General features: G+C 76.4%; 15 protein-coding genes. 7 read left to right on the forward strand and 8 right to left on the reverse strand.

The features are described from left to right. Positions 1 to 15: 15 nt before the first annotated feature. Both GWJ10_RS11815 and GWJ10_RS11820 read right to left on the reverse strand, forming a co-directional pair. Positions 16 to 1857, reverse strand: coding sequence for a siderophore-interacting protein (locus GWJ10_RS11815; RefSeq protein ID WP_163187599.1), 1842 nt, complete (start codon positions 1855 to 1857; stop codon positions 16 to 18). Beyond that, entirely contained in the window at positions 1857 to 2891 is a 1035-nt protein-coding gene (locus tag GWJ10_RS11820) for an ABC transporter substrate-binding protein (protein ID WP_163187601.1), read from the reverse strand. Before GWJ10_RS11820 ends, GWJ10_RS11815 begins: the two co-directional genes overlap by 1 nt. Before the next feature lie 234 nt (positions 2892 to 3125). Between GWJ10_RS11820 and GWJ10_RS11825 the strand changes: the two genes are divergently transcribed. Beyond that, entirely contained in the window at positions 3126 to 3926 is an 801-nt protein-coding gene (locus tag GWJ10_RS11825) for an AraC family transcriptional regulator (RefSeq protein ID WP_061268446.1), read from the forward strand. 6 nt (positions 3927 to 3932) lie between these two features. Here the strand turns inward: GWJ10_RS11825 and GWJ10_RS11830 are convergent, their stop codons facing one another. After that, positions 3933 to 4490, reverse strand: coding sequence for a dihydrofolate reductase family protein (locus GWJ10_RS11830; RefSeq protein WP_043659185.1), 558 nt, complete (start codon positions 4488 to 4490; stop codon positions 3933 to 3935). Positions 4491 to 4699: 209 nt separating this feature from the next. On the opposite strand from GWJ10_RS11830, the gene GWJ10_RS11835 reads away from it, so the two are divergent. Beyond that, positions 4700 to 5725, forward strand: coding sequence for a hypothetical protein (locus GWJ10_RS11835; protein WP_144682815.1), 1026 nt, complete (start codon positions 4700 to 4702; stop codon positions 5723 to 5725). Positions 5726 to 5770: 45 nt separating this feature from the next. On the opposite strand, the gene GWJ10_RS11840 is transcribed toward GWJ10_RS11835, so the two are convergent. The 5 genes from GWJ10_RS11840 to GWJ10_RS11860 form a co-directional block, all read right to left on the reverse strand. Continuing rightward, positions 5771 to 6907 (reverse strand): endonuclease/exonuclease/phosphatase family protein, encoded by a 1137-nt coding sequence (locus GWJ10_RS11840; RefSeq protein WP_163187603.1) that lies wholly within the window; start codon positions 6905 to 6907, stop codon positions 5771 to 5773. A 194-nt stretch (positions 6908 to 7101) separates the two neighbouring features. Then, positions 7102 to 7575 carry an HNH endonuclease gene (locus GWJ10_RS11845; protein ID WP_009863577.1) on the reverse strand — a complete coding sequence of 158 codons (474 nt, stop codon included), beginning with the start codon at positions 7573 to 7575 and terminating at the stop codon, positions 7102 to 7104. 273 nt (positions 7576 to 7848) lie between these two features. After that, complete coding sequence (locus tag GWJ10_RS11850) at positions 7849 to 9180, reverse strand: low temperature requirement protein A (RefSeq protein WP_061268443.1); 1332 nt, start codon at positions 9178 to 9180, stop codon at positions 7849 to 7851. Then, positions 9177 to 10748: an ATP-binding protein gene (locus GWJ10_RS11855; protein WP_241005771.1), complete on the reverse strand. Its 1572-nt coding sequence runs from the start codon at positions 10746 to 10748 to the stop codon at positions 9177 to 9179. The genes GWJ10_RS11850 and GWJ10_RS11855 overlap by 4 nt, the downstream gene beginning before the upstream one ends. A gap of 92 nt (positions 10749 to 10840) precedes the next feature. Then, a complete protein-coding gene (locus GWJ10_RS11860) occupies positions 10841 to 12517 on the reverse strand; it encodes an FAD-dependent oxidoreductase (RefSeq protein WP_241005772.1) in 1677 nt (558 codons plus the stop codon). Positions 12518 to 12699: 182 nt separating this feature from the next. On the opposite strand from GWJ10_RS11860, the gene GWJ10_RS11865 reads away from it, so the two are divergent. The 5 genes from GWJ10_RS11865 to GWJ10_RS11885 are packed head-to-tail and all read left to right on the forward strand — an operon-like array spanning position 12700 to position 21220. Then, positions 12700 to 14265 carry a pyridoxal-dependent decarboxylase gene (locus GWJ10_RS11865; RefSeq protein WP_163187607.1) on the forward strand — a complete coding sequence of 522 codons (1566 nt, stop codon included), beginning with the start codon at positions 12700 to 12702 and terminating at the stop codon, positions 14263 to 14265. Continuing rightward, positions 14262 to 15824: a SidA/IucD/PvdA family monooxygenase gene (locus tag GWJ10_RS11870; RefSeq protein WP_163187609.1), complete on the forward strand. Its 1563-nt coding sequence runs from the start codon at positions 14262 to 14264 to the stop codon at positions 15822 to 15824. Before GWJ10_RS11865 ends, GWJ10_RS11870 begins: the two co-directional genes overlap by 4 nt. Continuing rightward, positions 15821 to 18370 carry a GNAT family N-acetyltransferase gene (locus GWJ10_RS11875; RefSeq protein ID WP_163187611.1) on the forward strand — a complete coding sequence of 850 codons (2550 nt, stop codon included), beginning with the start codon at positions 15821 to 15823 and terminating at the stop codon, positions 18368 to 18370. The genes GWJ10_RS11870 and GWJ10_RS11875 overlap by 4 nt, the downstream gene beginning before the upstream one ends. Position 18371: 1 nt before the next feature. Next, positions 18372 to 20588 (forward strand): penicillin acylase family protein, encoded by a 2217-nt coding sequence (locus tag GWJ10_RS11880; protein WP_241005773.1) that lies wholly within the window; start codon positions 18372 to 18374, stop codon positions 20586 to 20588. Further along, entirely contained in the window at positions 20585 to 21220 is a 636-nt protein-coding gene (locus GWJ10_RS11885) for a GNAT family N-acetyltransferase (protein WP_163187613.1), read from the forward strand. Before GWJ10_RS11880 ends, GWJ10_RS11885 begins: the two co-directional genes overlap by 4 nt. Positions 21221 to 21250: the final 30 nt, after the last annotated feature.

Raw genomic sequence — 21250 nt, forward strand, 5'->3', positions numbered from 1 at the left:
CCGCCGTGCCGTGGGTCAGCGGGCGAGCTCGACCCGCGCGACGCCCCAGCCGAGGGCGTCGTGCCCGACGACGCGCCACCCGGCGCGCGCCGCGAGCCGCGCCACGTCGTCGGGCGTGCGCGGTCCGGACCCCGTCGTCGCGAGGGACAGCAGCGCGTGCTCGTGCGCGTGCGGGCTCAGGCCGTCGGGCGTGAGGTCCTCGACGAGCACGGCCCGACGCGCGGCCGCCCCCATCGCGGCGAGAAGCGCGACCACCTCGTCGTCGGTGCGGTGCCCGGTCCCGAGCGCGCACACGGCGAGGTCGGTGCCGGGCCAGGAGCCGGACGTGGCGTGGGGCGACCCCGTGCCGGCCTGCTCGCGCAGGACGGCGAGCGGCACGGGGTCCTCGACGAGCGTCGTCGTGCGGTCACCGGGCACGTCCGCGAGCAGGTCGGCCACGACGAGCGCCCCCGGCCCTCCGACGGCCACCGACCGCGCGCCCGACCACACGGGCCACGTCGGGAGGCCGGTGAGCACGTAGGGCAGGACGTCGGCGCCCTCGACGACCTCCGCGGCGAAGTCGACGTCGGCCTCGACCTCTGCGCGCAGGGTCCGGCCGCGCGAGCGCGCCCACGCCGGGGCGTCCTCGCGCAGCGCCGGGGCGAGCGCGGCGAGCGCGAGGACCGCGTCGGCCTCCAGGCCCTCGTACTCCTCGCGCGCGTGCTCGTCGTCGAGGAGGTCCTCGCCGGCGTCGGCCAGGGCCACCTTGTCACCGTCCGAGGTCACGACCTCCGACGCCGTGAGGACGTCCACCAGGGCCCGGACCGCCGCGGGCGCGACGCGGGCCGCCTCGGCGAGCGCCGCGACGTCGCGCGGGCCGTCGCCGAGCGCGTCGAGCAGCCCGAGCTGGAGTGCGGCGCGCGTCGCGAACCACGGCACGGGGGACGGCACGCCCGCGGGCTGCGCCGCGGGGGCGGTGCCGGTCGCGATGCTGCCGGGCGCGTCGCTCGCGGTGCTGCCCGGGACGCCGCCCGAGGTGTCGCCGACGGTGCTCGCGGAGTCGCCCGGCCTCGCGCCCGAGGGCGCCGGCTGCGCGTGCCAGTACCCGGTGACGTCGACGTGCGTGCGGAGCACGCCGCGCTCGCGCGTGAGGTGGCGGCGCACCGGCAGCAGGGCCCGGCTCTCGCTCGCAGCCCACGCGTAGACGCGCCCGGGCCACCACGTGATCGCGCGCACCGCCTCGCCGAGCGCGCCGCGGTCGCCCTCGGGCGCGACGACCCAGCGGACGGTGTCGCCGTCGCGCAGCGCGAGGTCCTGGCGCGCCGACGCGTCGCCGACCGTCACGACGACCTGCACGGGCGCGTCGACAGGACGCTCGTCGAGGAAGCGGCCGATCGCGGGCAGCGCCGTCTCGTCGCCCGCGAGCAGGGCCCAGTCGACGTCGTCGGGCCACACGGTGGAGGCCTTGGGGCCGACGAACCACAGAGCGTCGCCGGGGCGCGCCGCCCCGGCCCACGCGGCGGCGGGCCCGTCGCCGTGCAGCACGAGGTCGAGGTCGAGCTCGCCCGCCACCGGGTCCCAGCGGCGCGGCGTGTAGTCCCGACCCTGCCGGTTCGGCGCGGGCGGCCAGTCGATGCCGTGCGCGCGCTGCACGGGCAGCGCGGACGCGACGTCGCCGTCGGACGCGAGGACGAGCTTCACGTGATCGTCGAACCCCGGGGCGTCGAACGCCGGCATCGGCAGGCCGTCGCGCTCGAACGCGCCGAGCTCCGGCCCGACGAGCGTCACGCGGCGCATGCGGGGCGTGACGTCGACGACGCGCGCGACCTCGACGCGCCGCAGGACGAGGGGGTGGGTGCGCAGGCGGTGCTGGGCCATCAGGAGAACTGCTCCTCGACGACGTCGAGCAGGGCCATCGCCTCGTGGTAGTCACTGCGGATCGTCCACGTGGGCAGCTCGTGCGCGGTCCCGGCAGCGAACGACGGCAGCGCGGCGAACACCGGGTCGGCGGCGAGCGCGTCGAGGTCGACCTCCGCGCCGTTGAAGCCGATGACGAACACGTTCGGCGCCGTGACCACCGACGTCACCTGCTCGGCCGACACCTCGAACATGTCACCGCCCGGCGTGTACGGCTCGGCGCCGGTCTGCTCCTGGATCGGCTGGACCGCGAACCCGAGCCGCTCGAAGATCGCGGGCAGCCCCTCGCCCTCCTGGAGGGCGTACGTGGTGCCCTCCGCCGTGCGGGCGAGGAACGCCGTCTCGCCCGCGGGCACGGTGATCGCGTCGCGCACCTCCGCGAGCCGGTCCTCGTACCCGGCGGCGAGCTCCTCGGACGTCGTCGCGTCGTCGAACACGTCCTCCGCGAGGAACGCGAGCTGCTCCTGCCAGGTCGTGTACGTGCCGCTCACGAGGACGGTCGGGGCGATCTGGCTCAGGCCGTCGTAGACGTCCGTCGCCTGCTTGAGCGGGAAGCCCCACCCGCCACCGACGATGAGGTCGGGCTCGAGCGCGAGGATCGCCTCGAGGTTGAAGCCGTCGGCGCTCCACTCCAGGAGCTCCGTGCCGTCGGCCTCGGCCTCCTGCGCCCAGAGCGGGGAGAAGGCCGGCTCGGGGTCGTCGGTCACCTCGGGCACGGTGGCGAGGACCGGGACGTCGAGCGCGTAGAGGTAGCCGGCGAGCGCGTGGTTGAGCACGACGACGCACTGCGGCTCCGTCGGGACGGTGACGTCGCCCTGGTCCGTGGCGACGACGCGCTCCGCTGCGGACGAGCCGGTGGGCTCTCCGGAGCCCTCCGCCCCGGCGTCGGACGTGGTGGTGCCGCCCGAGCACGCGGAGAGCGCGAGCGTCGCGGCGGCGACGAGCGCGGCCAGCGCGGTGAGGGGGCGGCGGGTGGGACGGCGGGACGGCAGCATGGGACCTCGCACTCGGGAGCAGGGACGCGGGGGCCGCACGGCGTGACCGGGGCGCACCTCGCGAGGTTAGGCTAACCACACCTACGCGCCGTGCCCTGTCCGGACATGACACGGACGCTCCCGGACGCGACACGACCGGGCACGATACGTCTGCACGTGCGCCGCGGGACGCGTCCGAAGTCGTCCCGCAGGACGGCCGGACCGGAGGGGTCCGGCCGAGGAGAGGAGCGCCGCATGACCCCGACCGCGCTGGGCGCCGTCGTCCCCGAGAACGCCGTCCGCTTCCTCGGCCACGACACCCACGCGCACGACGAGCCGCACCTGGTCCACGTCGTCGCGGGCACCGCGGAGCTCGTGGCCGACGGCGCGCCCCTGACCCTGCGCACGCACGAGAGCGTGTGGCTCGCCCCCGGCGTGCCGCACTCCGTGCGCCTGCCGGGCGGGGCGATGGCCCTGGGGCCGGTGCTCTCGCCGGGCGTCGAGCCCCCCGTCCGGGTGCACCGGCTCGGCGTCGTGCCGGCCGTCACGGACGTCCTGACCGCCGTGCTCTGCGCGGGCCCGGTGACCCCGGAGCAGGTCGCGCCGTTCCGCGCGGCCCTCGAGGAGGTGCTCCGCGGGGTCACGGGCGACCACTTCGTGCTGACGCTCCCGTCGCACCCGGTCGCGCGCGCCGTGGCCGAGGACGCCCGGCGCGGGGGTGCGACGCTCGAGGAGCTCGCCGACCGACGGCACGCGAGCGCGCGCCACGTCCAGCGGCTCTTCGTCGAGGAGACGGGGCTCCCGTTCGGGCGCTGGCGAACGCGCGCCCACCTCAACGTCGCGATCGCGCGGCTGCGGGGCGGCTCGCAGCTGGACGCGGCGGCGCGCGCCGCCGGCTACGCCACGCGGGCCGGCCTGCTGCGCGCCCTCAGCCGGGAGACCGGGCAGCCGGTCGCCGACCTCGCGCGGGATCCCCTGGCGGTCCTCGACCGCGCGCCGCGGGACGCGGGAAGCGGGACCCGGGCGGCTCGCCCCGCCGAGCGGCTGAGCGCCTGAGCCGGATCAGCGGTCGCGCACGACCCGGTAGCGCAGCGCGGTGCGGACGCCCACCTCGTCGACGCTCACCTTCTCCAGGGTGGCGGGGACGCCGCCGTCGAACAGCCGGACGCCGCCGCCGAGCAGCACCGGCATGACGTCGACGGCGAGCTCGTCGACGAGGTCCGCCGCCAGGAGCTGGCGGAAGAGGTCCGCGCCGCCCACGAACGTCACGTCACGGTCGCCAGCGGCCTCGACGGCGCGGCGCACCGCCTCCTCGACACCGTCGGTGACGAACTCGATCCAGAGCCGCTCGTTGCGGCGCGGCGCGACGGGCAGCGGGTGGTGCGTCACGACGAAGATCGGTGCCTGGAACTCGTAGTCCTCCGCGTAGCTGTCGGGGTCCTCGGCGCCGTCGAACGTGCGTCGCCCCATGAGCACGGCGCCGGTCTCGTCCTGGAGCCGGCGCATGTAGTCGCTGCCCACGAGCGTGTCGAAGTCCGCGTAGAGCGCGGCGCTGCTCCCGGCGGCGTCCTGCACGAACCCGTCGAGCGACACCGTCGCCCCGGCGATCACCTTGGCCATGGATCCTCCTCGTCCCTGTTGCGCGGTCGAAGGGGAGACCCGGGGCGGTGCGCGGACTCATCGGTCGGCGGGCGGCCTCCGGGTCGGCCCGCTCCCGGGCGGCGCCCGCCGTCGGGCCGTTCGGCAGTTCTCATTATCGTGTTGACCCTGGTCACGGGCCGTCGTGAGAGTGGCTGCCGTCCCACCCGCTCTCTCACCGTGGAGGCAGCATGCCGGACGACCCTCGCCCACCCGTCCCTCGTCCCCTGACCCGTCGCGCGCTCCTGCGCGGTGCCGTCGTGCTCGGCGCGGCGACCGCGACCGGCACGCTCGCCGGCACCGTGGGCGGCATCGCCGCCCCGGCGCCCGCGCACGCGGCGGTGCCCGGCTTCCCGACCTTCCGCTACCTCGGGCAGCCGCTCGACCGGAGCACGTTGCGGTACAACCCGACGAACGAGCTGATCTTTCCCTCGGTCCGGTACGTCGCCGGGCGCGTCGAGAACCCGCTCGGCCGCTGGTACATGTACTACGCCCCGCACGACGCCCCGGGCGGCATCTGCCTGGCCTATGCGGACTCCGTCACCGGCCCGTGGCGCGAGCACCCCGCCAACCCGATCATCCCGCGCACGTGGGCGGGCTTCGACGTGAGCCACGTGTCGAGCCCCGACGCGTTCTGGAACCCGGCGGACCGCCGGATCTACCTGTTCTTCCACGGCGAGAACCACACGACCCGGGTCGCGAGCTCCGCCGACGGCCGCAGCTTCACGTACCACAACCGGGTCGTGGGCACGTACATGCTCCCGGGCGTGAGCGAGACGTCGTACGCGCGCGTCTTCCCGCACCCGACGCAGTCGGGGGTCTACGTCATGCTGCTGATGGGCAACCACGGCGGGACGCGGAAGATCTACGTCGGCTGGTCGCAGTCGCTGACGTCCGGCTGGCAGGTCAAGCCGGAGCCGCTCATCACGCCGGCCGCCGGGGAGGGCGGGCAGGTCTCCGGGGCGCACTACTGGTCGCGCAACGGCGGGGGCCACGTCGTCTACCACGCGGGCTCGGGCAACATCCACGTCGCGCGCGTGGGGACGGGCTTCGACCGCGAGGACCACCTCGGGGTCCTGTACGACTCGGGGTCCGCCGCGCCGGACCACGGGCGCGCCGCGGCGCCGTCGTTCGTGGAGGTCGACGGCCGCCTGCACATGTTCTACGAGGCCGGCCAGCGCGGCTCCACGACGATCGCCCTCGCCCGCGCGGACTGACGCCCCGGCCGGGCGCCCACCGCCCCGGGCGCCCGGTCGGGCCCGTCACGCGAGGTCGACGTCGGCCCACAGGGCGGCGTGGTCGGACGCCGCGTGCACGGGCGAGGTCATCGTGTCGTAGTGCGGGAACAGGGTCCCGTCCTTCCCGCCCCACACGCCCCGGCGGAAGACCGACCCGCCGACGGTGCGCTCGAACAGCGCGGGGGAGAGCAGGACGTAGTCGATCTTCTGGCTCGCGGTCCCGTTGCCGTACGTCCCGGGACGCCCGTCGCCCCGGAAGTCCGGGTGCACGCTCACGTCGCGCAGGTCGGTCCCCTCGAGGAGCGGGCGCAGCGGCACCGACCCCGGTGTGTCGTTGAGGTCGCCGACGACCACGACGTGCTCCTCGCCGCGGGCGCGCAGACCCGCGTAGATCGCCGCGGTGCGGGTCGCCTGGCGGCGCCGGGTCGCGTCCGACTCGGCCTGCGTCCCGTACCCCTTGGACTTGAAGTGGTTGACGAGCACGGTGAGCGTGCCGCCGCCCGGCAGCGCGACGACGTACTCGGGGCAGTCACGACCGAAGACGAGGCGTCCGCGCGAGTCCCGGTCGTCGACGTGGGAGCGCACCGTCCCGATCTCGTAGGGCCGCCGCGTGAGCAGCCCGACGTCGATCCCGCGGTCGTCGTTGCCGTCGATGACCATGACGTGCGGGTAGAGCGTGCGCCCGGAGCGGGTGACGCCCGCGTCGGTGAACCGCTTGAGCGCGACGCGGCTCTCCGCCTCGACGACGGCGAGGACGTCGGCGCCGACGTCGGCCACGACGCGCGCCGTGTGCACCATCGCGAGCTCGTCGACCCGGTCCTTGACGAGGTCGACCCAGCCGACCCAGTCGCCCCGCCCGGTCGCGACCACCTCGGTGCGGGCCGTCCCGGCGGCCTGCGACCCGGTGCGGCGCACGAGCCGCCCGCGCACCTGGCGCAGCACCGCGAGCGCGGCGGTGTCGGCGCGCAGCAGGCCGAGCGTCTCCAGGTGCTCCAGGATCTCGGCCCGGACGTCGGGGTCGTACCGCTCCTCGGCGATCAGGGCGTTGACCCGCGCGTGCGCCGCCAGGACCGCGTTGCCCGCGGTCAGCGGGCCCGCCATCGCGCGCGGCCGCTCGAACAGGTTCTCGACGTTGAACGTCCCGATCCGGACCGTCGCCATCGTGGGCTCCCTCGCGCGGCCCGGGACCCGAGATGGGTGCGCGGCGCGGACCGGCTCCACCTGGAGGGAGGGGCGCGGCCGGTGTCCCGGACGCCGCCGCGGTCGCGGGATCGCACCACGCGGCCGGCCCGGCCGGTGTCACCGCCACCGGCCGGGCCGCCCGTGACCGGCCGGGCGCGCCGGCCGGAGACCCGTCAGCGTCTGCGCGGGGCGGGCGCCGACGGGTAGATGTCGCGGAACGCGGGCTCGAACGGTCTGGACAGGAGCGACAGACCCGCCTGCTCGGGGGTGCGCCCGCCCTTGGCCGCGTTGCACGGCTCGCACGCGGCGACGGCGTTGAGCCACGTCGTCGTGCCGCCCTGGCACCGCGGGACGACGTGGTCCATCGTCGTCGCGGTGCCGCCGCAGTACGCGCACCGGTAGCGGTCGCGGCGCAGGAGCGCGGCGCGCGAGTACGGCACGCGGCCCTGCCGCTCGTACACCCAGCGCGCGTGCACGTACCGCACGAGCGCGACCGACCGGGGCCGCTGGTAGGGCCCGAACGTCTCGCCCTCGACGGCCTCCAGCACCTCGGCGACCTGCCGGTGCAGCATGCGGATCGCGTGGCGCAACGACACGCGGCCGAGCACCTGGCTGCCGCCGAGGTTGTAGATGACCACCTCGCTCATCGTCGCTCCTCCTGTCGTGCGTTCGCGTGCCGTGCCCCGGGACGACGAGAGCCGCCCCAGGACGGTGCCCCAGGACGGCTCTGCAGGTGGACGACGCACGTCGTCTACCTGAGGAGCGCCCTTCGGGACGGGTCGACGGACCACTCGTGCGTCACGCGGGTCCACCTGCCCTTCACCGGTCGTCATGGTCGAGCGTCCGGGCGGGTCTCGACCGGACGCCACGAGGCTATGCCCGCGAGCGCGCGACGTCCACGGTTTTGCGCCCGGGCGGCGTCAGGCGTCGTCCCCCGCGTCCGTCCCCGCCGCCGTCGCACCGGGCTCGGCGCCCGGCCCCGGGTCGCGCTCCGTGCCCGACGCCGCGTCGCCCGACGCCGGCCGGTGCGCGCGCCCGGCACCGGAGAGCTGGACGAGCAGCGCGCCCGACAGGACCCAGACGAGCCCGGCGGCCGAGACCGACCCGCCCGCGAGCGCGGCGACCGCCCCCGCCGCCACGACGGGCACGGCGAGGACCAGCGCGGTGCGGACGTCGCGCAGCACGGCGTGCACGCCCGCGGACACCAGGCCGTGGACGGCGAACGCCCCGACGAGCAGCGCGAGCTCGGCCGGCTCGAGGGCGCGCGCCGGGCGGTCCAGCACGCCGCCGAGCGCGCCCGCGAGCGTGGCGAGGGCCCCCGTCGTCACGAGGTGCAGGAACCACGCGACCCGGGGCGGCACGCCGGCCGGGCGCAGGAGCGCCACGCCCGCGTACCCGGAGCGCACCGTGAGCGCCCACAGCCCGACCAGCAGGGTGAACGCCCCCGCGCCCGCCACGAGCAGGGTGCGGTCCCACTCGGCCTCGCTCGCGGCGTCGATCGCCTGGATGAGGCCCTCGCCGAGCACGATGATGACGAACAGCCCGAGCCGCTCGCCGAGGTGGGGCACGTCGCTCGCGGCGGCGTCGACCGTCGTCGGGACCTCCAGGTCGCGCCGCCGCCCGCGGTCCGGCGCGCCGGGTCGTGCACGACGGCCGCCGAGCGCACGACCCCGGCCCCGGCGCTCGCGGACCTCGTCGAGGCGTTCCTGCGCGCGCCGCACGAGCCGCTCGCCCGAGAGCGTGAGGAGCAGCACCAGGTCGATCGCGAGGCCGACGCCCCACAGCACGTAGCGGGTCTGGCCGTCGGCCCACCACGACACGACCCACGGCACGACGCCGGCGAGCGCCTGCACGACGGGCAGGTCGACGACGACGGTCGTGCGCCGCCACGGGCGTGCGGCCACGAGGCGGCCCACGACGTAGGCGACGGCGAACGCCCGGGCGTGCTCGTCGTGGATGCCGGGGACGGCGGCGATCATCACGGCGAGCGCGGCCATCCCGGCGAGGATCGGCAGGGACCGCGCGCCCTCTCCCGCGACGTTGCCGTACGTCGTGAAGCACGCCCACACGAGCCAGAAGGCCGTGTACGCCACGACGTACAGCGCGAGCCCGCCGCCGTCGTGGTCCTCCTGGAGGAGGTGGGCGAGCATGCCGATGCCCGCGACGACGACGAGGTCGAAGAACAGCTCGAGCCAGGAGGCGTGGCGCTCCTCGCCGACGGGCGAGGTCCCCGCCGCGGGGGCGGCCGTCACGGGCGGCCGTCGGGCGCGTCGGGCGCGTCGGTCGAGGTGGGTGAGGTGGGCGAGGTGGGGACGGGCGCGGGTTCGAGCGGGAGCCGCACGACGAACCGCGTGTCGCCCGGCACGGACGTCACGGCGAGGTCGCCGTGGTGCTTGTTGACGACGATGCGCCACGAGATGTCGAGGCCGAGCCCGGTGCCCTGCCCGACGGGCTTCGTCGTGAAGAACGGCTCGAAGATGCGCGGGCGCACGGCGTCGGGGATCCCGGGGCCGGTGTCGGCGACCTCGACCTCGGCGTGGTCGTCGACGCGCCGGGTGGTCACGGTGAGGGTGCCGGTGCCAGCCATGGCCTGGGCGGCGTTCTCGACGAGGTTGGTCCACACCTGGTTGAGCTCGGCGGCGTACACGGGCACGGGGGGCAGGTCGGGGTCGTAGCGGCGCACGACGTCGACGCCGTCGAGGGTGTGGTCGAGCATCGTCAGGGTGGAGTCGAGCAGCTCCCGCAGGTCCACGGGCCGGAAGGGCGCCCGGTCGAGCTGGGAGTACTGGCGGGCGGCGCCGACGAGGGAGGAGATGCGCACGGTGGCGTCCTCGATCTCGGCCATGAGCTGCTCGGTCTCGATGGTGTACGCGAGCCAGCTCACCGCGCCGGTGAGCGCGCCGGCGTCGACCCGTCCGGCGACGCGGTCGAGCCACGGCTCGTCGATGCCGGCCTGGACGAGCGCGGGGGAGACCCGCCACCCCTCGGGCAGGCCGTGGTCGTCGAGCCAGTCGGTGAGGCGGTCCTCGAGGTCGGAGGTCTCCAGGGCGCCCACGGCGTCCGCGGTGCGCGTGTCCGCGTACCGCTCGAGCGCCTCCTCCTGGAGCCGGATCAGCTCGGCGAGCGTGGCGCGGTCGTAGGGGCCGTCGGCGATGAGCGCGAGCTTGTGCCGCATGGCCGCGACGCGCTCGCGCAGGGTCCCGGTGGCGCGCACGGCGGCCGCGGCGGGGTTGTTGAGCTCGTGGGTGAGGCCCGCGGACAGGGACCCGAGCGCGAGCAGCCGCTCGCGCTGCCCGACGAGCTGCTGCGCGTCGCGCGTGCCCCAGAACACTCCCTCGAGCAGGTGCACCGCCATGGGGAACCACTCGGTCATGAGCTTGGCGAAGTCGTGGGCCGCGAGCACGAAGAAGCGCGAGGGCTCGAGCGCGCGCGCCGAGTGCAGGTAGGTCTGGGGCAGCCGGTCGCCGAGGTAGGCGTTCCAGGCGCCGAGGTAGACCCCGACCTGACGGGTGCGCGAGACCTCGACCTCGTCCTCGCCGACGCGGCGGTAGAGCGCGACGCCGCCGTCGAGCAGGACGTAGAACGCCTCGGCGGGCGCGCCCTCGTGCAGCAGCCAGCCCGCGTCGTGCCGCTCGACGTGGCCGGTCGCGCACAGCCAGGCGAGCTGGTCGTCGGTGAGGTGCTCGAACAGGAACGTGGCGCGCAGCTCGTCGACGTCGCACGGCAGCCAGCCGCGCGCGGCGGCGGCCGCGGCGGTGCCGGGCGCGGTGCTGACGCCCGCGGGGGGCGGGGTCGTGGTGGGGTCCTCGGTGCTGGTCACGGTGTCGCCTCCGGGTCGGTCGGGGCTGTGTCGTCGGTGCTGTGTCGGTGGTGCTGTGTCGGTGGTGTCGGCGGGAGCGTGGCGGGACGCGGTCAGAGCTGTTCGAGGTAGCGGTGGACGAGCATGACGGCCATGGCCCCCTCCCCGACGGCGGACGCGACCCGCTTGGCCGACTCCGCGCGCACGTCCCCGGCGGCGAACACGCCGGGCACGGACGTCTCCAGGTGGTAGGGCGGGCGGTCGAGCGTCCACCCGGCGGGCGGGGCGCCGTCGTGCAGGAGGTCGGGTCCCGCGAGCACGAACCCCCGGGGGTCGCGCGCGACGACGCCGTCGAGCCAGTCGGTGCGGGGCGCGGCGCCGATGAACACGAACGCCCACCCGCACTCGACGCGCGACGTCGCGCCGGCGTCGAGGTCGCGCAGCTCGAGGTGCTCCAGGTGGTCGTCGCCCGACGCCGCGACCACCTCCGTGCGGGTGAGGACCCGCACGCGCGGGTGGGCCTCGACCTGCTCGACGAGGTAGGACGACATGGACCGGGCGAGCGAGTCGCCGCGCACGACGAGCGTCACCTGCTTGGCCTCGCGCGCGAGGTAGAGCGCCGCCTGCCCGGCGGAGTTCGCGCCCCCGACGACGTACACCTCCTGGTCCTGGCACGCGGACGCCTCGGTGAGCGCCGAGCCGTAGAAGACGCCGCGGCCCACGAGGTCGGCGAGGCCCGGGCCGTCGAGCAGCCGGTAGGAGACGCCTGAGGCGAGGATGACGGTGTGCGCGTCGATCGACGTGCCGTCGGGGAACCGCACCGAGCGGGCCGGGCCGTCGACGTCGAGCTCGACGGCGTCGCGCGTCGTGACGATCTCGGCGCCGAACCGCACGGCCTGGCGGCGCGCGCGCTCGGCGAGCTGGGCGCCCGAGATCCCGTCGGGGAAGCCGAGGTAGTTGTCGATGCGCGAGCTCTGGCCGGCCTGGCCGCCGGTCGCGGTGCGCTCGACGAGCACCGTGCGCAGCCCCTCCGACGCCCCGTACAGCGCCGCGCTGAGCCCCGCGGGCCCGCCGCCCACGACGACGAGGTCGTAGAAGTCGGCCGCGGGGCGCGTGGCGAGCCCGACCCGCTCGGCGAGCGTCGCGTCGTCGGGCGCGACGAGGGGCTCGCCCTCGGGCGTGACGACGAGGGGGAGGGTCTCGCCGTCGGCTTGCGCGGCGGTGAGCAGGCGCGCTCCCTCGGCGGACTCGGACGGGTACCACCGGTAGGGGACGCGGTTGCGCGCGAGGAACTCGCGCACCTGCGACGAGCGTGCCGACCACCGGTGCCCGACGACGACGGTCTCGGCGGGCCGGCGCCGGTCGGTCGCGGACCACGCCTCGAGCTGGGCGTCCACGACGGGGTAGAGCTTCTCCTCGGGCGGGTCCCACGGCTTGAGCAGGTAGTAGTCGAGGTCGACGACGTTGATCGCCTCGATCGCCGCCTCGGTGTCCGCGTAGGCGGTGAGCAGGACGCGGCGCGCCGCGGGGAAGAGGTCCATCGCCTGCTCGAGCAGCTCGACGCCCGTCATGCCGGGCATGCGGTGGTCGGCGAGGACGACGGCCACGTCCTCACCGCGCAGCGCGAGCTCGCGCAGCGCGGCGAGCGTCTCGGCACCGGACTCGGCGCGCACGATCCGGTACCGGTCGCCGTAGCGGCGGCGCAGGTCGCGCGCGACCGCGCGCGAGACCCCGGGGTCGTCGTCCACGGTGACGATGGCGGGGCGGGTCGTCGCGACGGTGGGTTCCACACGGCCTCCTCGGGCACCAGGACGGGCGACTGCCATCCTCTCCCCGCCGTGGCCGCGCGTCCACGGCGACGTGGCGCAGGTCACTCTTGACGCGGGACCGCGCTGCGCTAGGTTAGGCAAGGCAAACCTCAGGTTGCCCCGCCGCGATCCGCGGCGGTCCTCTCCCCGTCCTGGAGCCTCGCATGCTCTCAGCACGATCCGGCGCGCCCGCGCACGGTACCCCGACCGCCCCCGCGTTGCTCACCGGCGCGACCGCGGGCGCCTACGCGAGCACCCTGCACGCCGTGGTGGACGACGTCGCCGCGCGCGTGGCCGCCGTCGACCAGCCCTGGTCCGGCGCGAGCCGCACGTATCTGGCCGCGCTCGTCGACGCCGCCGACCTCGACGGCCCCGGCGTCGGGACCGACGCCGCGCTGCGCGAGGCCGCCGACCTCTACGCGACCCACGCCGTGTGGTTCCACCACCCCGCCTACGCCGCGCACCTCAACTGCCCGGTCGCGCTGCCCGCCGTCGGCGCCGAAGCGCTGCTCGCCGCGATCAACACGTCCGTCGACACCTACGACCAGTCGACCGTCGCGACCCTCATGGAGCGCCGCCTCGTCGCCTGGACCGCCGGCCGCGTCGGGTACGTCGCCGGCGACGGCGTCCTCACGTCGGGTGGCACCCAGTCCAACCTCCACGCGCTCTTCCTCGCCCGCGAGCGCGCCGTCGAGCGCGCGGCCCGCGACGGGCTCGGACGCTCGGCCGTCCTGCCGCGCCTGCGCGTCCTGGCCGCGGGGTCCAGCCACTTCAGCGTCACGCGCTCGGCCCTGCTGCTCGGCCTCGCCGACGACGCGGTCGTGCGGGTCGAGGCCGACGCCGACGGGCGCGTCGTGCCCGCGGCGCTCGTGGCCGCCGTCGCCGCGGTGCACGCCGCGGGCGAGGTCGTCATGGCGGTCGTCGCGACCGCCGGCACGACCGACCGCGGCTGCGTCGACCCGCTCGCCGCGGTCGCGGACGTGTGCGACGCGGCCGACGTGTGGCTGCACGTCGACGCCGCCTACGGGTGCGGCCTCCTCGTGTCCCCGACGCGCCGGCACCTGCTCGACGGCATCGAGCGCTCGCGGTCGGTGACCGTCGACTACCACAAGGCGTTCTTCCAGCCCGTGTCGGCGAGCGCGCTGCTCGTGCGCGAGCGCGCCGACCTGGAGCGCGTCGCGCACCACGCGGACTACCTCAACCCGCGCGAGAACGCCGAGCCGAACCAGGTCGACGTGTCGCTCCAGACGACGCGCCGCTTCGACGCGCTCAAGCTCTGGACGACGCTGCGCGCGCTCGGGCCCGGCGGGGTCGGCGCGATGGTCGACGCCGTGTGCGACCTCGCCGCGCAGGTGCACGCCGACCTCGCGGACGACCCCGAGCTGCGCGTGCTCGGCCGCACGGACCTGTCCACGGTCCTGTTCCGCTACGAGCCGCCGGGGCTGTCCGCGGCGCACGCGGACCGCCTCGTGCCGCTCGTGCGGCGCGTGCTGTTCGAGTCCGGTCGCGCGGTGGTCGCCAAGACCGTGCTCGACGGCGTCCCGTGCCTCAAGCTCACGCTGCTCAACCCGACCGTGACGCTCGCGGACGTGCGCCACGTGCTCGACCTCGTCCGCACGACGGCCCAGGCGCTCGTCGAGCGCGACGAGCTGCTGCACGACGACGACGTCGCGACGCACGCCGCGGACCTCGTGGCGTCCCTCGCGACCGCCGGGGCGGTGACCCGATGACCACGACTGCTCCCACGGTGAGCGGCCCCGCCCGAGCGCCCCACGACCCGGCGCGCGTGCGCGACGTCGTCGGCGTGGGGATCGGGCCGTTCAACCTCGGCCTCGCGGCGCTGTCCGCGCCCCTCGACGACGTCGATGCCGTGTTCCTCGACGCTGCCCCCGAGTTCCGCTGGCACCCCGGCATGATGATCGAGGGCGCGACGATCCAGGTCCCGTTCCTCGCCGACCTCGTCACGATGGCGGACCCGACGTCGCCGTACTCGTTCCTCGCGTTCCTCAAGGCCACGGGTCGGCTCTACCCGTTCTACATCCGGGAGTCGTTCTACCCGCTGCGCGCCGAGTACGACGCGTACTGCCGCTGGGTCGCGGCCCGCCTGGGCTCGCTGCGCTGGTCGCGGCGCGTCGTCGCCGTCGAGCACGACCCGGCCGCCGACGCGTTCGTCGTGCGCGCCGAGACGCTCGCGCCCGACGGGAGCGTCACCGGCACCGAGGAGCACCGGGGTCGCCACCTCGTGCTCGGCGTCGGCACCTCGCCGGTGCTGCCGCCCGCGCTGCGGGCGCTCGCGGACGAGGTCGCGCGCGGCGAGCACCCGGGTGCCGGGCCGCTCGTGCACAGCGCGCAGTACCTGCCGCACCGCGACGCGCTCGCGGACGCGGGCTCGGTCACGGTCGTGGGCAGCGGCCAGTCGGCCGCCGAGGTCTACCGCGACCTGCTCGACGGCGTGCACGGCGACGCGCGGCGCCCCGGCTACCGGCTCGACTGGGTGACGCGCTCGCCGCGCTTCTTCCCCATGGAGTACACGAAGCTCACGCTCGAGATGACGTCGCCGGAGTACACCGACCACTTCCACGCGCTGCCGCTCGAGCTGCGCCAGCTCCTCGGCCGCGAGCAGCGGGGCTTGTACAAGGGGATCAGCGGCGACCTCGTGGACGAGATCTACGACGCGCTGTACCGCCTGAGCCTCGACCGTCCGGTGCCGACGACGCTGCTCACCGACACCGAGGTCGTCGCGGCGCGGTACGAGCCGGCCGCCCGCGGGGGTGCCGGGGCGAGCGCTGCCGGGCAGCCCGACGCGGCGGGGTCGGCAGGGGAGTACGTGCTGCGGCTGCGGCACGCGCAGCTCGGGCGGGAGGTCGAGCGCCGCACGCGCGCGCTCGTCGTCGCGACGGGCTACGCCGCCTCGGTCCCGGCGTTCCTCGACCCGGTTCGCCACCTGCTCCGGTTCGACGAGCTCGGGCGGTTCGACGTCGCGCGCGACTACACGGTCGACGACGCGCGCCGCGTCCACGTGCTCAACGGCGAGGAGCACACGCACGGCATCACCGCGCCGGACCTCGGGTTCGCCGCGTGGCGCAACGCCGTCGTGCTGCGCACCGTCACGGGCCGCGAGGTGTACCCGGTGGAGGAGCGCATCGCGTTCCAGACGTTCGGCCTGCCCGACGACGAGGCTCCTTCGGCTTCCCCGTCCCCGGCCACCACTCCCGCGACGACCCCCGCCACGTCGGACGCCGCGGCGCGCGTCGCGGCGGGCGAGCGCACGGGAGGTGAGGCTCGATGAGCGCCACCACCACGGCGACGGCGGCGTCGGCCGTGCCGTCGCCGGGCCCGACGGCGTCAGGTGCTGCGGCGTCGGACGACGCGGCGCCGAGCGCGAGCCCGGGCGCCGCCTTCGCGGTGCGGGTCCGGCTCGGCGACGGCCGCGCGGACGTCTCGTTCGAGCCCGCCGACCCGGTGCGCGACGCCGCGCTCGTGCAGGGCTGGCTCGCGCACCCCCGCTCGGCGTTCTGGCAGCTGGGCCACCTCGACGTCGACGGCGTGCGGGACTACCTCGCGGGGGTCCGCGCCGACCCGCACCAGGACGCGTGGCTCGGCCGGGTCGACGGCGTGCCGGCGTTCCTCGTGGAGACGTACGACCCGGCGCGCGTCACGCTCGCCGACGTCCCCGCGGCCGTCGCCCTGCTGGAGCCGGGCGACGTCGGGATGCACCTGCTCGTCGCGCCCCCGGCCGGGCCCGCGCGCGGCGGGTTCACCTCGGCGGTGATGGGCGCCGTCGTGCGGTTCTGTCTCGACCCTGCGGGGCGTGGCGCCCGCCGTGTCGTCGTCGAGCCGGACGTGCGCAACGCCGCGATCGCGGCGAAGAACGCCGCGGCCGGGTTCCGCGTGCTGCGCGAGGTGGAGCTGCCCGGCAAGACGGCGCACCTCGCCGTCGCGACGCGCGCCGACCTCGACGCGAGCCCGCTGGGCGATGGCGTCGACCACGCGCCGCACCTGCGCCCCGACCTCGCCGAGCGCGCGCACCGACACCTCGTCGCGAAGACGATCGCCGAGCTCACCCACGAGCGGCTGCTCGCGCCGCGCGCGGAGGTCTGGCCGGTCGAGGCCGACGGGCCGGGGCGGTACGTGCTGCCCGTCGCGGACGGCTCGGTGGAGTACCGGTTCGTCGCGCGGCGGTACGCGCTCGAGCACTGGGTGCTCGACGAGGCGTCGATCCGGCGCACCGCGACGGCCGGGCACGGCACGGCGGGCCGGCGCGGCGACGTGGGCGACCCCGCGGGTGCGGGCGGCACGTTCGCGCGGCGTGAGCTGCCGGTCGACGCGCTCGACCTCGTCGTCGAGCTCCAGCCCGACCTACGTATCCCGGACGACCTGCTCGCCACCTACCTCGAGGAGGTGTCGTCCACGCTCGCGAGCGCGACGGCGAAGCTCGAGCGGTACGAGCGCACCGGCGGGCCGAGCGCCACCGACCTCCTCGGCGCGTCGTTCCAGGAGGTCGAGGCGGCCATGACGGAGGGGCACCCGGGGTTCGTCGCGAACAACGGGCGCATCGGGTTCGGCCTCGCGGAGTACCGCGCATACGCGCCCGAGAACGGGGGTCGCGTGCGGCTGCTGTGGCTCGCCGCGCGGCGCGAGCACACCCACCTCGCGCTCGGCGCCGGGCTCGACGAGGAGACGCACTACGGGGCCGAGCTCACGCCCGACGAGCGCGCCGCGTTCGCCGAGCGGCTCGCCGCGCGCGGCCTCGACCCGGCCGACTACCTCTACCTGCCCGTGCACCCGTGGCAGTGGGAGCACCGCGTGCCCATCACGTTCGCGGCCGACGTCGCGCGCGGCGACCTCGTCCCGCTCGGGCCGGGCGCCGACGAGTACCAGCCGCAGCAGTCGATCCGCACCCTGTTCAACCTCACGCGGCCCGCCCGCCACTACGTCAAGGTCGCGCTCGCGATCCAGAACATGGGGTTCCTGCGCGGGCTGTCGCCCGCGTACATGCGTGACACCCCCGCGATCAACGACTGGGTCGCGCACCTCGTCGCCGCCGACCCGGAGCTCGGCGGCCGCGGCTTCACCGTGCTGCGCGAGCTCGCCTCGATCGGGTACACCGGCGACGTCTACCACCGCACCGCCACGCCGTCCCCGCACCGCAAGATGCTCGCCGCCCTGTGGCGCGAGAGCCCCGTGCCGCGCACCGCGCCCGGGGAGCGCCTCGCCACCATGGCCGCGCTCCTGCACCGCGACCCCGACGGCGCCGCGCACGCGACCGCGCTCGTGCGCGCCTCCGGGCTCGACCCCGCCGACTGGGTGCGCGCCTACCTCGACGCCTACCTGCGCCCGCTGGCCCACGCGCTCCTCGCGCACGACCTCGCGTTCATGCCGCACGGCGAGAACCTCATCCTCGTGCTCCGCGACCACGTCGTGGTCCGTGCGGTCATGAAGGACGTCGGCGAGGAGATCGCCGTCCTCGGTGACGCGCCGCTCCCGCCCGGCGTCGAGCGCGTGCGCGCCGTCGTCGACGACGAGGAGAAGGCGCTCGCGATCTTCACCGACGTGTTCGACGGCGTCCTGCGCCACCTCGCCGCGATCCTCCACGGCGACGGCGTGCTGCCCGAGGACCGGTTCTGGCGCCTCGTCGCGGAGTGCCTCGACGCCCACCGCGCCGACCACCCCGACCTGCGCGGCGGCGTCGACCTGCGCACCCCGCGGTTCGCGCACTCGTGCCTCAACCGCCTCCAGCTGCGCAACACGCTCCAGATGGTCGACCTCGCCGACCAGTCCGCGTCCCTGCTGTACGCGGGCACGCTCGCCAACCCCGCCGCGCGGGAGGGCTGACGTGACGGCGAACCCCGGCGGGTTCTCCGTGCACCGCGACGCGTGGGGAGTCCCGCACGTGCGGGCCGCCGACGAGCTCGCGCTCGCGCGCGGCCAGGGGTACGTCACCGCGCTCGACCGCGGCTGGCAGATCGAGGTCGACCGGTGGCGCGCCGAGGGACGGCTCGCCGAGCGCCTGGGCGAGCCGGGCCTCGCGTGGGACCGGTTCGCCCACCGCGTCCGCCTCGCCGACACCGCACGCCGCGCCTACGCGGCGCTCGCGGACGACGACCGCGCCTGGGTCGACGCGTACACCGCGGGCGTGAACGACGGTCTCGAGCGCGGGCGCGACGTGCCCGAGATGCACGCCCTCGCCGACCCGGCCTGGCCCGGCGGGGGCGACCTGCCGCCGCACGAGCCGTGGCCCGCGTGGGCGCCGCTCGGCGTCTTCCTCGTCGCCCACGTCCTGTTCTCCGGCTTCCCGCACGTGCTGTGGCGCGACCACGTCGCGCGCACGCTCGGGGCCGCCGTCGCGCGGTCCCGGCCCGACGTTCCCCCCACCGCGGTGCTCGACCTGCTCGCCGTCGACGGCGGCCCCGGCTCGGGGTCGAACGCGTGGGCGCTCGCGGGCGCCCGCACGCGCGGCGGGGCGCCGCTGCTCGCGGGCGACCCGCACCGCCTCCTGGAGCTGCCGGGCGTCTACCAGCAGGTGCGCCTGGCGTGCGACGCGTACGACGTCGTCGGCCTCGCCTTCCCCGGTGTCCCGGGTGCCCCGCACTTCGGGCACGCGGGCGGGGCGGCGTGGGGCGTGACGAACGCGATGGCGCACCACGTGGACGTCGTCGCGGAGCGGCTGCACCGCACCGCGGACGGCGGTGTCGTCGCGGAAGGGCCGGACGGTCCGGAGCCGGCGGACGTCGTCCACGCCACGGTCCGCGTGCGCGCGGCCGGCGGCCCGGTCGAGCACCGCGTGGAGACGATCGAGACGGCGCGTGGGGTGGTCGTCACGGGCGGCCCCGACGACCCGGGCCGGACGTTCGCGGTGCGTCTGCCCGCTCGCGTGGACGCCGACCTCGGGGTCGCCGCGTGGCGACGGCTCCTGCGGGCCGGGTCGGCGCGCGACGTCACGGACGCGTTCGCGACGTGGGTCGACCCGGTCGACCGCGTGCTGGCGGCGGACCGCGCGACCGTGCTGTCGGTGACGGCGGGGCGCGCGCCCCGCCATGACCCGGCCGAGCGCGCGCTGCCCCTGCCGGGGTGGGCCGACGCCGGACGCGCCCGCCCGTGGGTCGTGCCGCCCCCGCCCGTGGTCGTCGACGACGTCGCGGTCGACGCGAACGAGCGGCCCGCGCGGCCCGACCTCGACCTGGGCCGCACGTACGCCCCGCCGCACCGCGCTCGCCGGATCCGGGCGCTCCTCGCGGCCGCGGGCGACGACGCGACCGCGGCGGACCAGTCGCGCGTCCACGCGGACACGCTGCTCGGCGGCGCGGACGACCTGCTCGGGTGGCTCGACCGCGACACTCGCGCCCCGGGCGCGGCCGGGGCCGACGACAGCACGACCGCGCGTCCCGACCCCGTGACGGTCCGCGCGGCGGCACGGCTGCGCGCGTGGGACCGCCGCATGGACGCGGACAGCGCCGACGCGGCGCTCTTCGCGGCCTGGCGCGGTGCGCTCGTCGGCCGGGTCGCGGCGCACCCCGCGCTCTCGCCGCTGCACGCGCCCCACGGCCTCGACCCGGTCTTCGCGCCGTGGCTGTCGGTCACCGCGCGCGTCGCCGACGCGCTGCCCGCGCTGCTCGGCGCCGCGTGGCTCGGGATCGACGGCGCCGCGCTCGCGTGGGCCGCGCTCGCCGACGTCGTGCGGGCGCGGGACGACGAGCCGGGCCCGGCGCCGGTGTGGGGCGACGCCCACCGCGTGCTCGGGCTGCACGTGCTCCTCGACGTGCCGGGCTCGCCGGTCCCGCGCGTGCCGGGCGTTCCGCTCGGGGGCGACACGGACACCGTACGCTGCACCGCGAGCGTGCCGGGGGTCAGCGACGTGTGCGTGCGCGGGTCGGTCGCGCGCTGGGTGTGGGACCTCGCCGACCGGGACGCGAGCCGCTGGGGCGTGCCGTTCGGCGCGAGCGGCGACCCGCGCTCGCCCCACTTCGCCGACCGGCTCGCCGCCTGGGCCGACGCCGAGACCGTGCCCGTCGTGACCGACTGGGCCCTGCTGCGCCACGAGGAGACCCGATGACCACGACCGACCCGCCCGCCCCCGGCCGCCTGCGCACCGGCGCGCCCGGGGAGCTGCTCCTCACGCACCGCGCGCCGGGCGGAGGGCGCCTGACGCTCCGCGCCCTCGACCCGGACGCCGACCTCGACGTCCTGCACGCCTGGGTGACCCGGCCATGGGCACGGTTCTGGGGACTCGGGGACCTGTCCCGGACGGAGCTGCGCGACCTGTACGCCTACGTCGGCTCGTTGCCGACGCACCACGCGTTCCTCGTGCGGTGGGACGACGCCCCGGTCGCGCTCCTGCAGACCTACGAGCCGGAGCACGACCCCGTGGGCGAGGCGTACGCGGTGGCACCGGGCGACGTCGGGCTGCACTTCCTGCTCGGCGGGCGCGGTCCGCGCGGGGCGGACCTGTGGGCCGCCGTCGGTCCGCTGGTCGTCGCGTTCTGCCTCGCCGACCCGCGGGTGGACCGGATCGTCGTCGAGCCGGACGCGGCGAACGAGCGGGCGCACGCCCGGATGCGGGCCCTCGGCTTCGAGGTGGCGGAGCGGGTGCGCGTGGGGGAGAAGGACGCGCTCCTCGCGTTCCTGCCGCGCGACCGCGCGCGCGACCTGCTCGACCGGGCGGAGAAGGCGGCGGCGCGGGGGTGACCGGCTGCGCCGCCGAGCGCGGTGGCGCGG

Source organism: Cellulosimicrobium sp. SL-1, from assembly GCF_011033075.1.
Classification (GTDB): domain Bacteria; phylum Actinomycetota; class Actinomycetes; order Actinomycetales; family Cellulomonadaceae; genus Cellulosimicrobium; species Cellulosimicrobium funkei.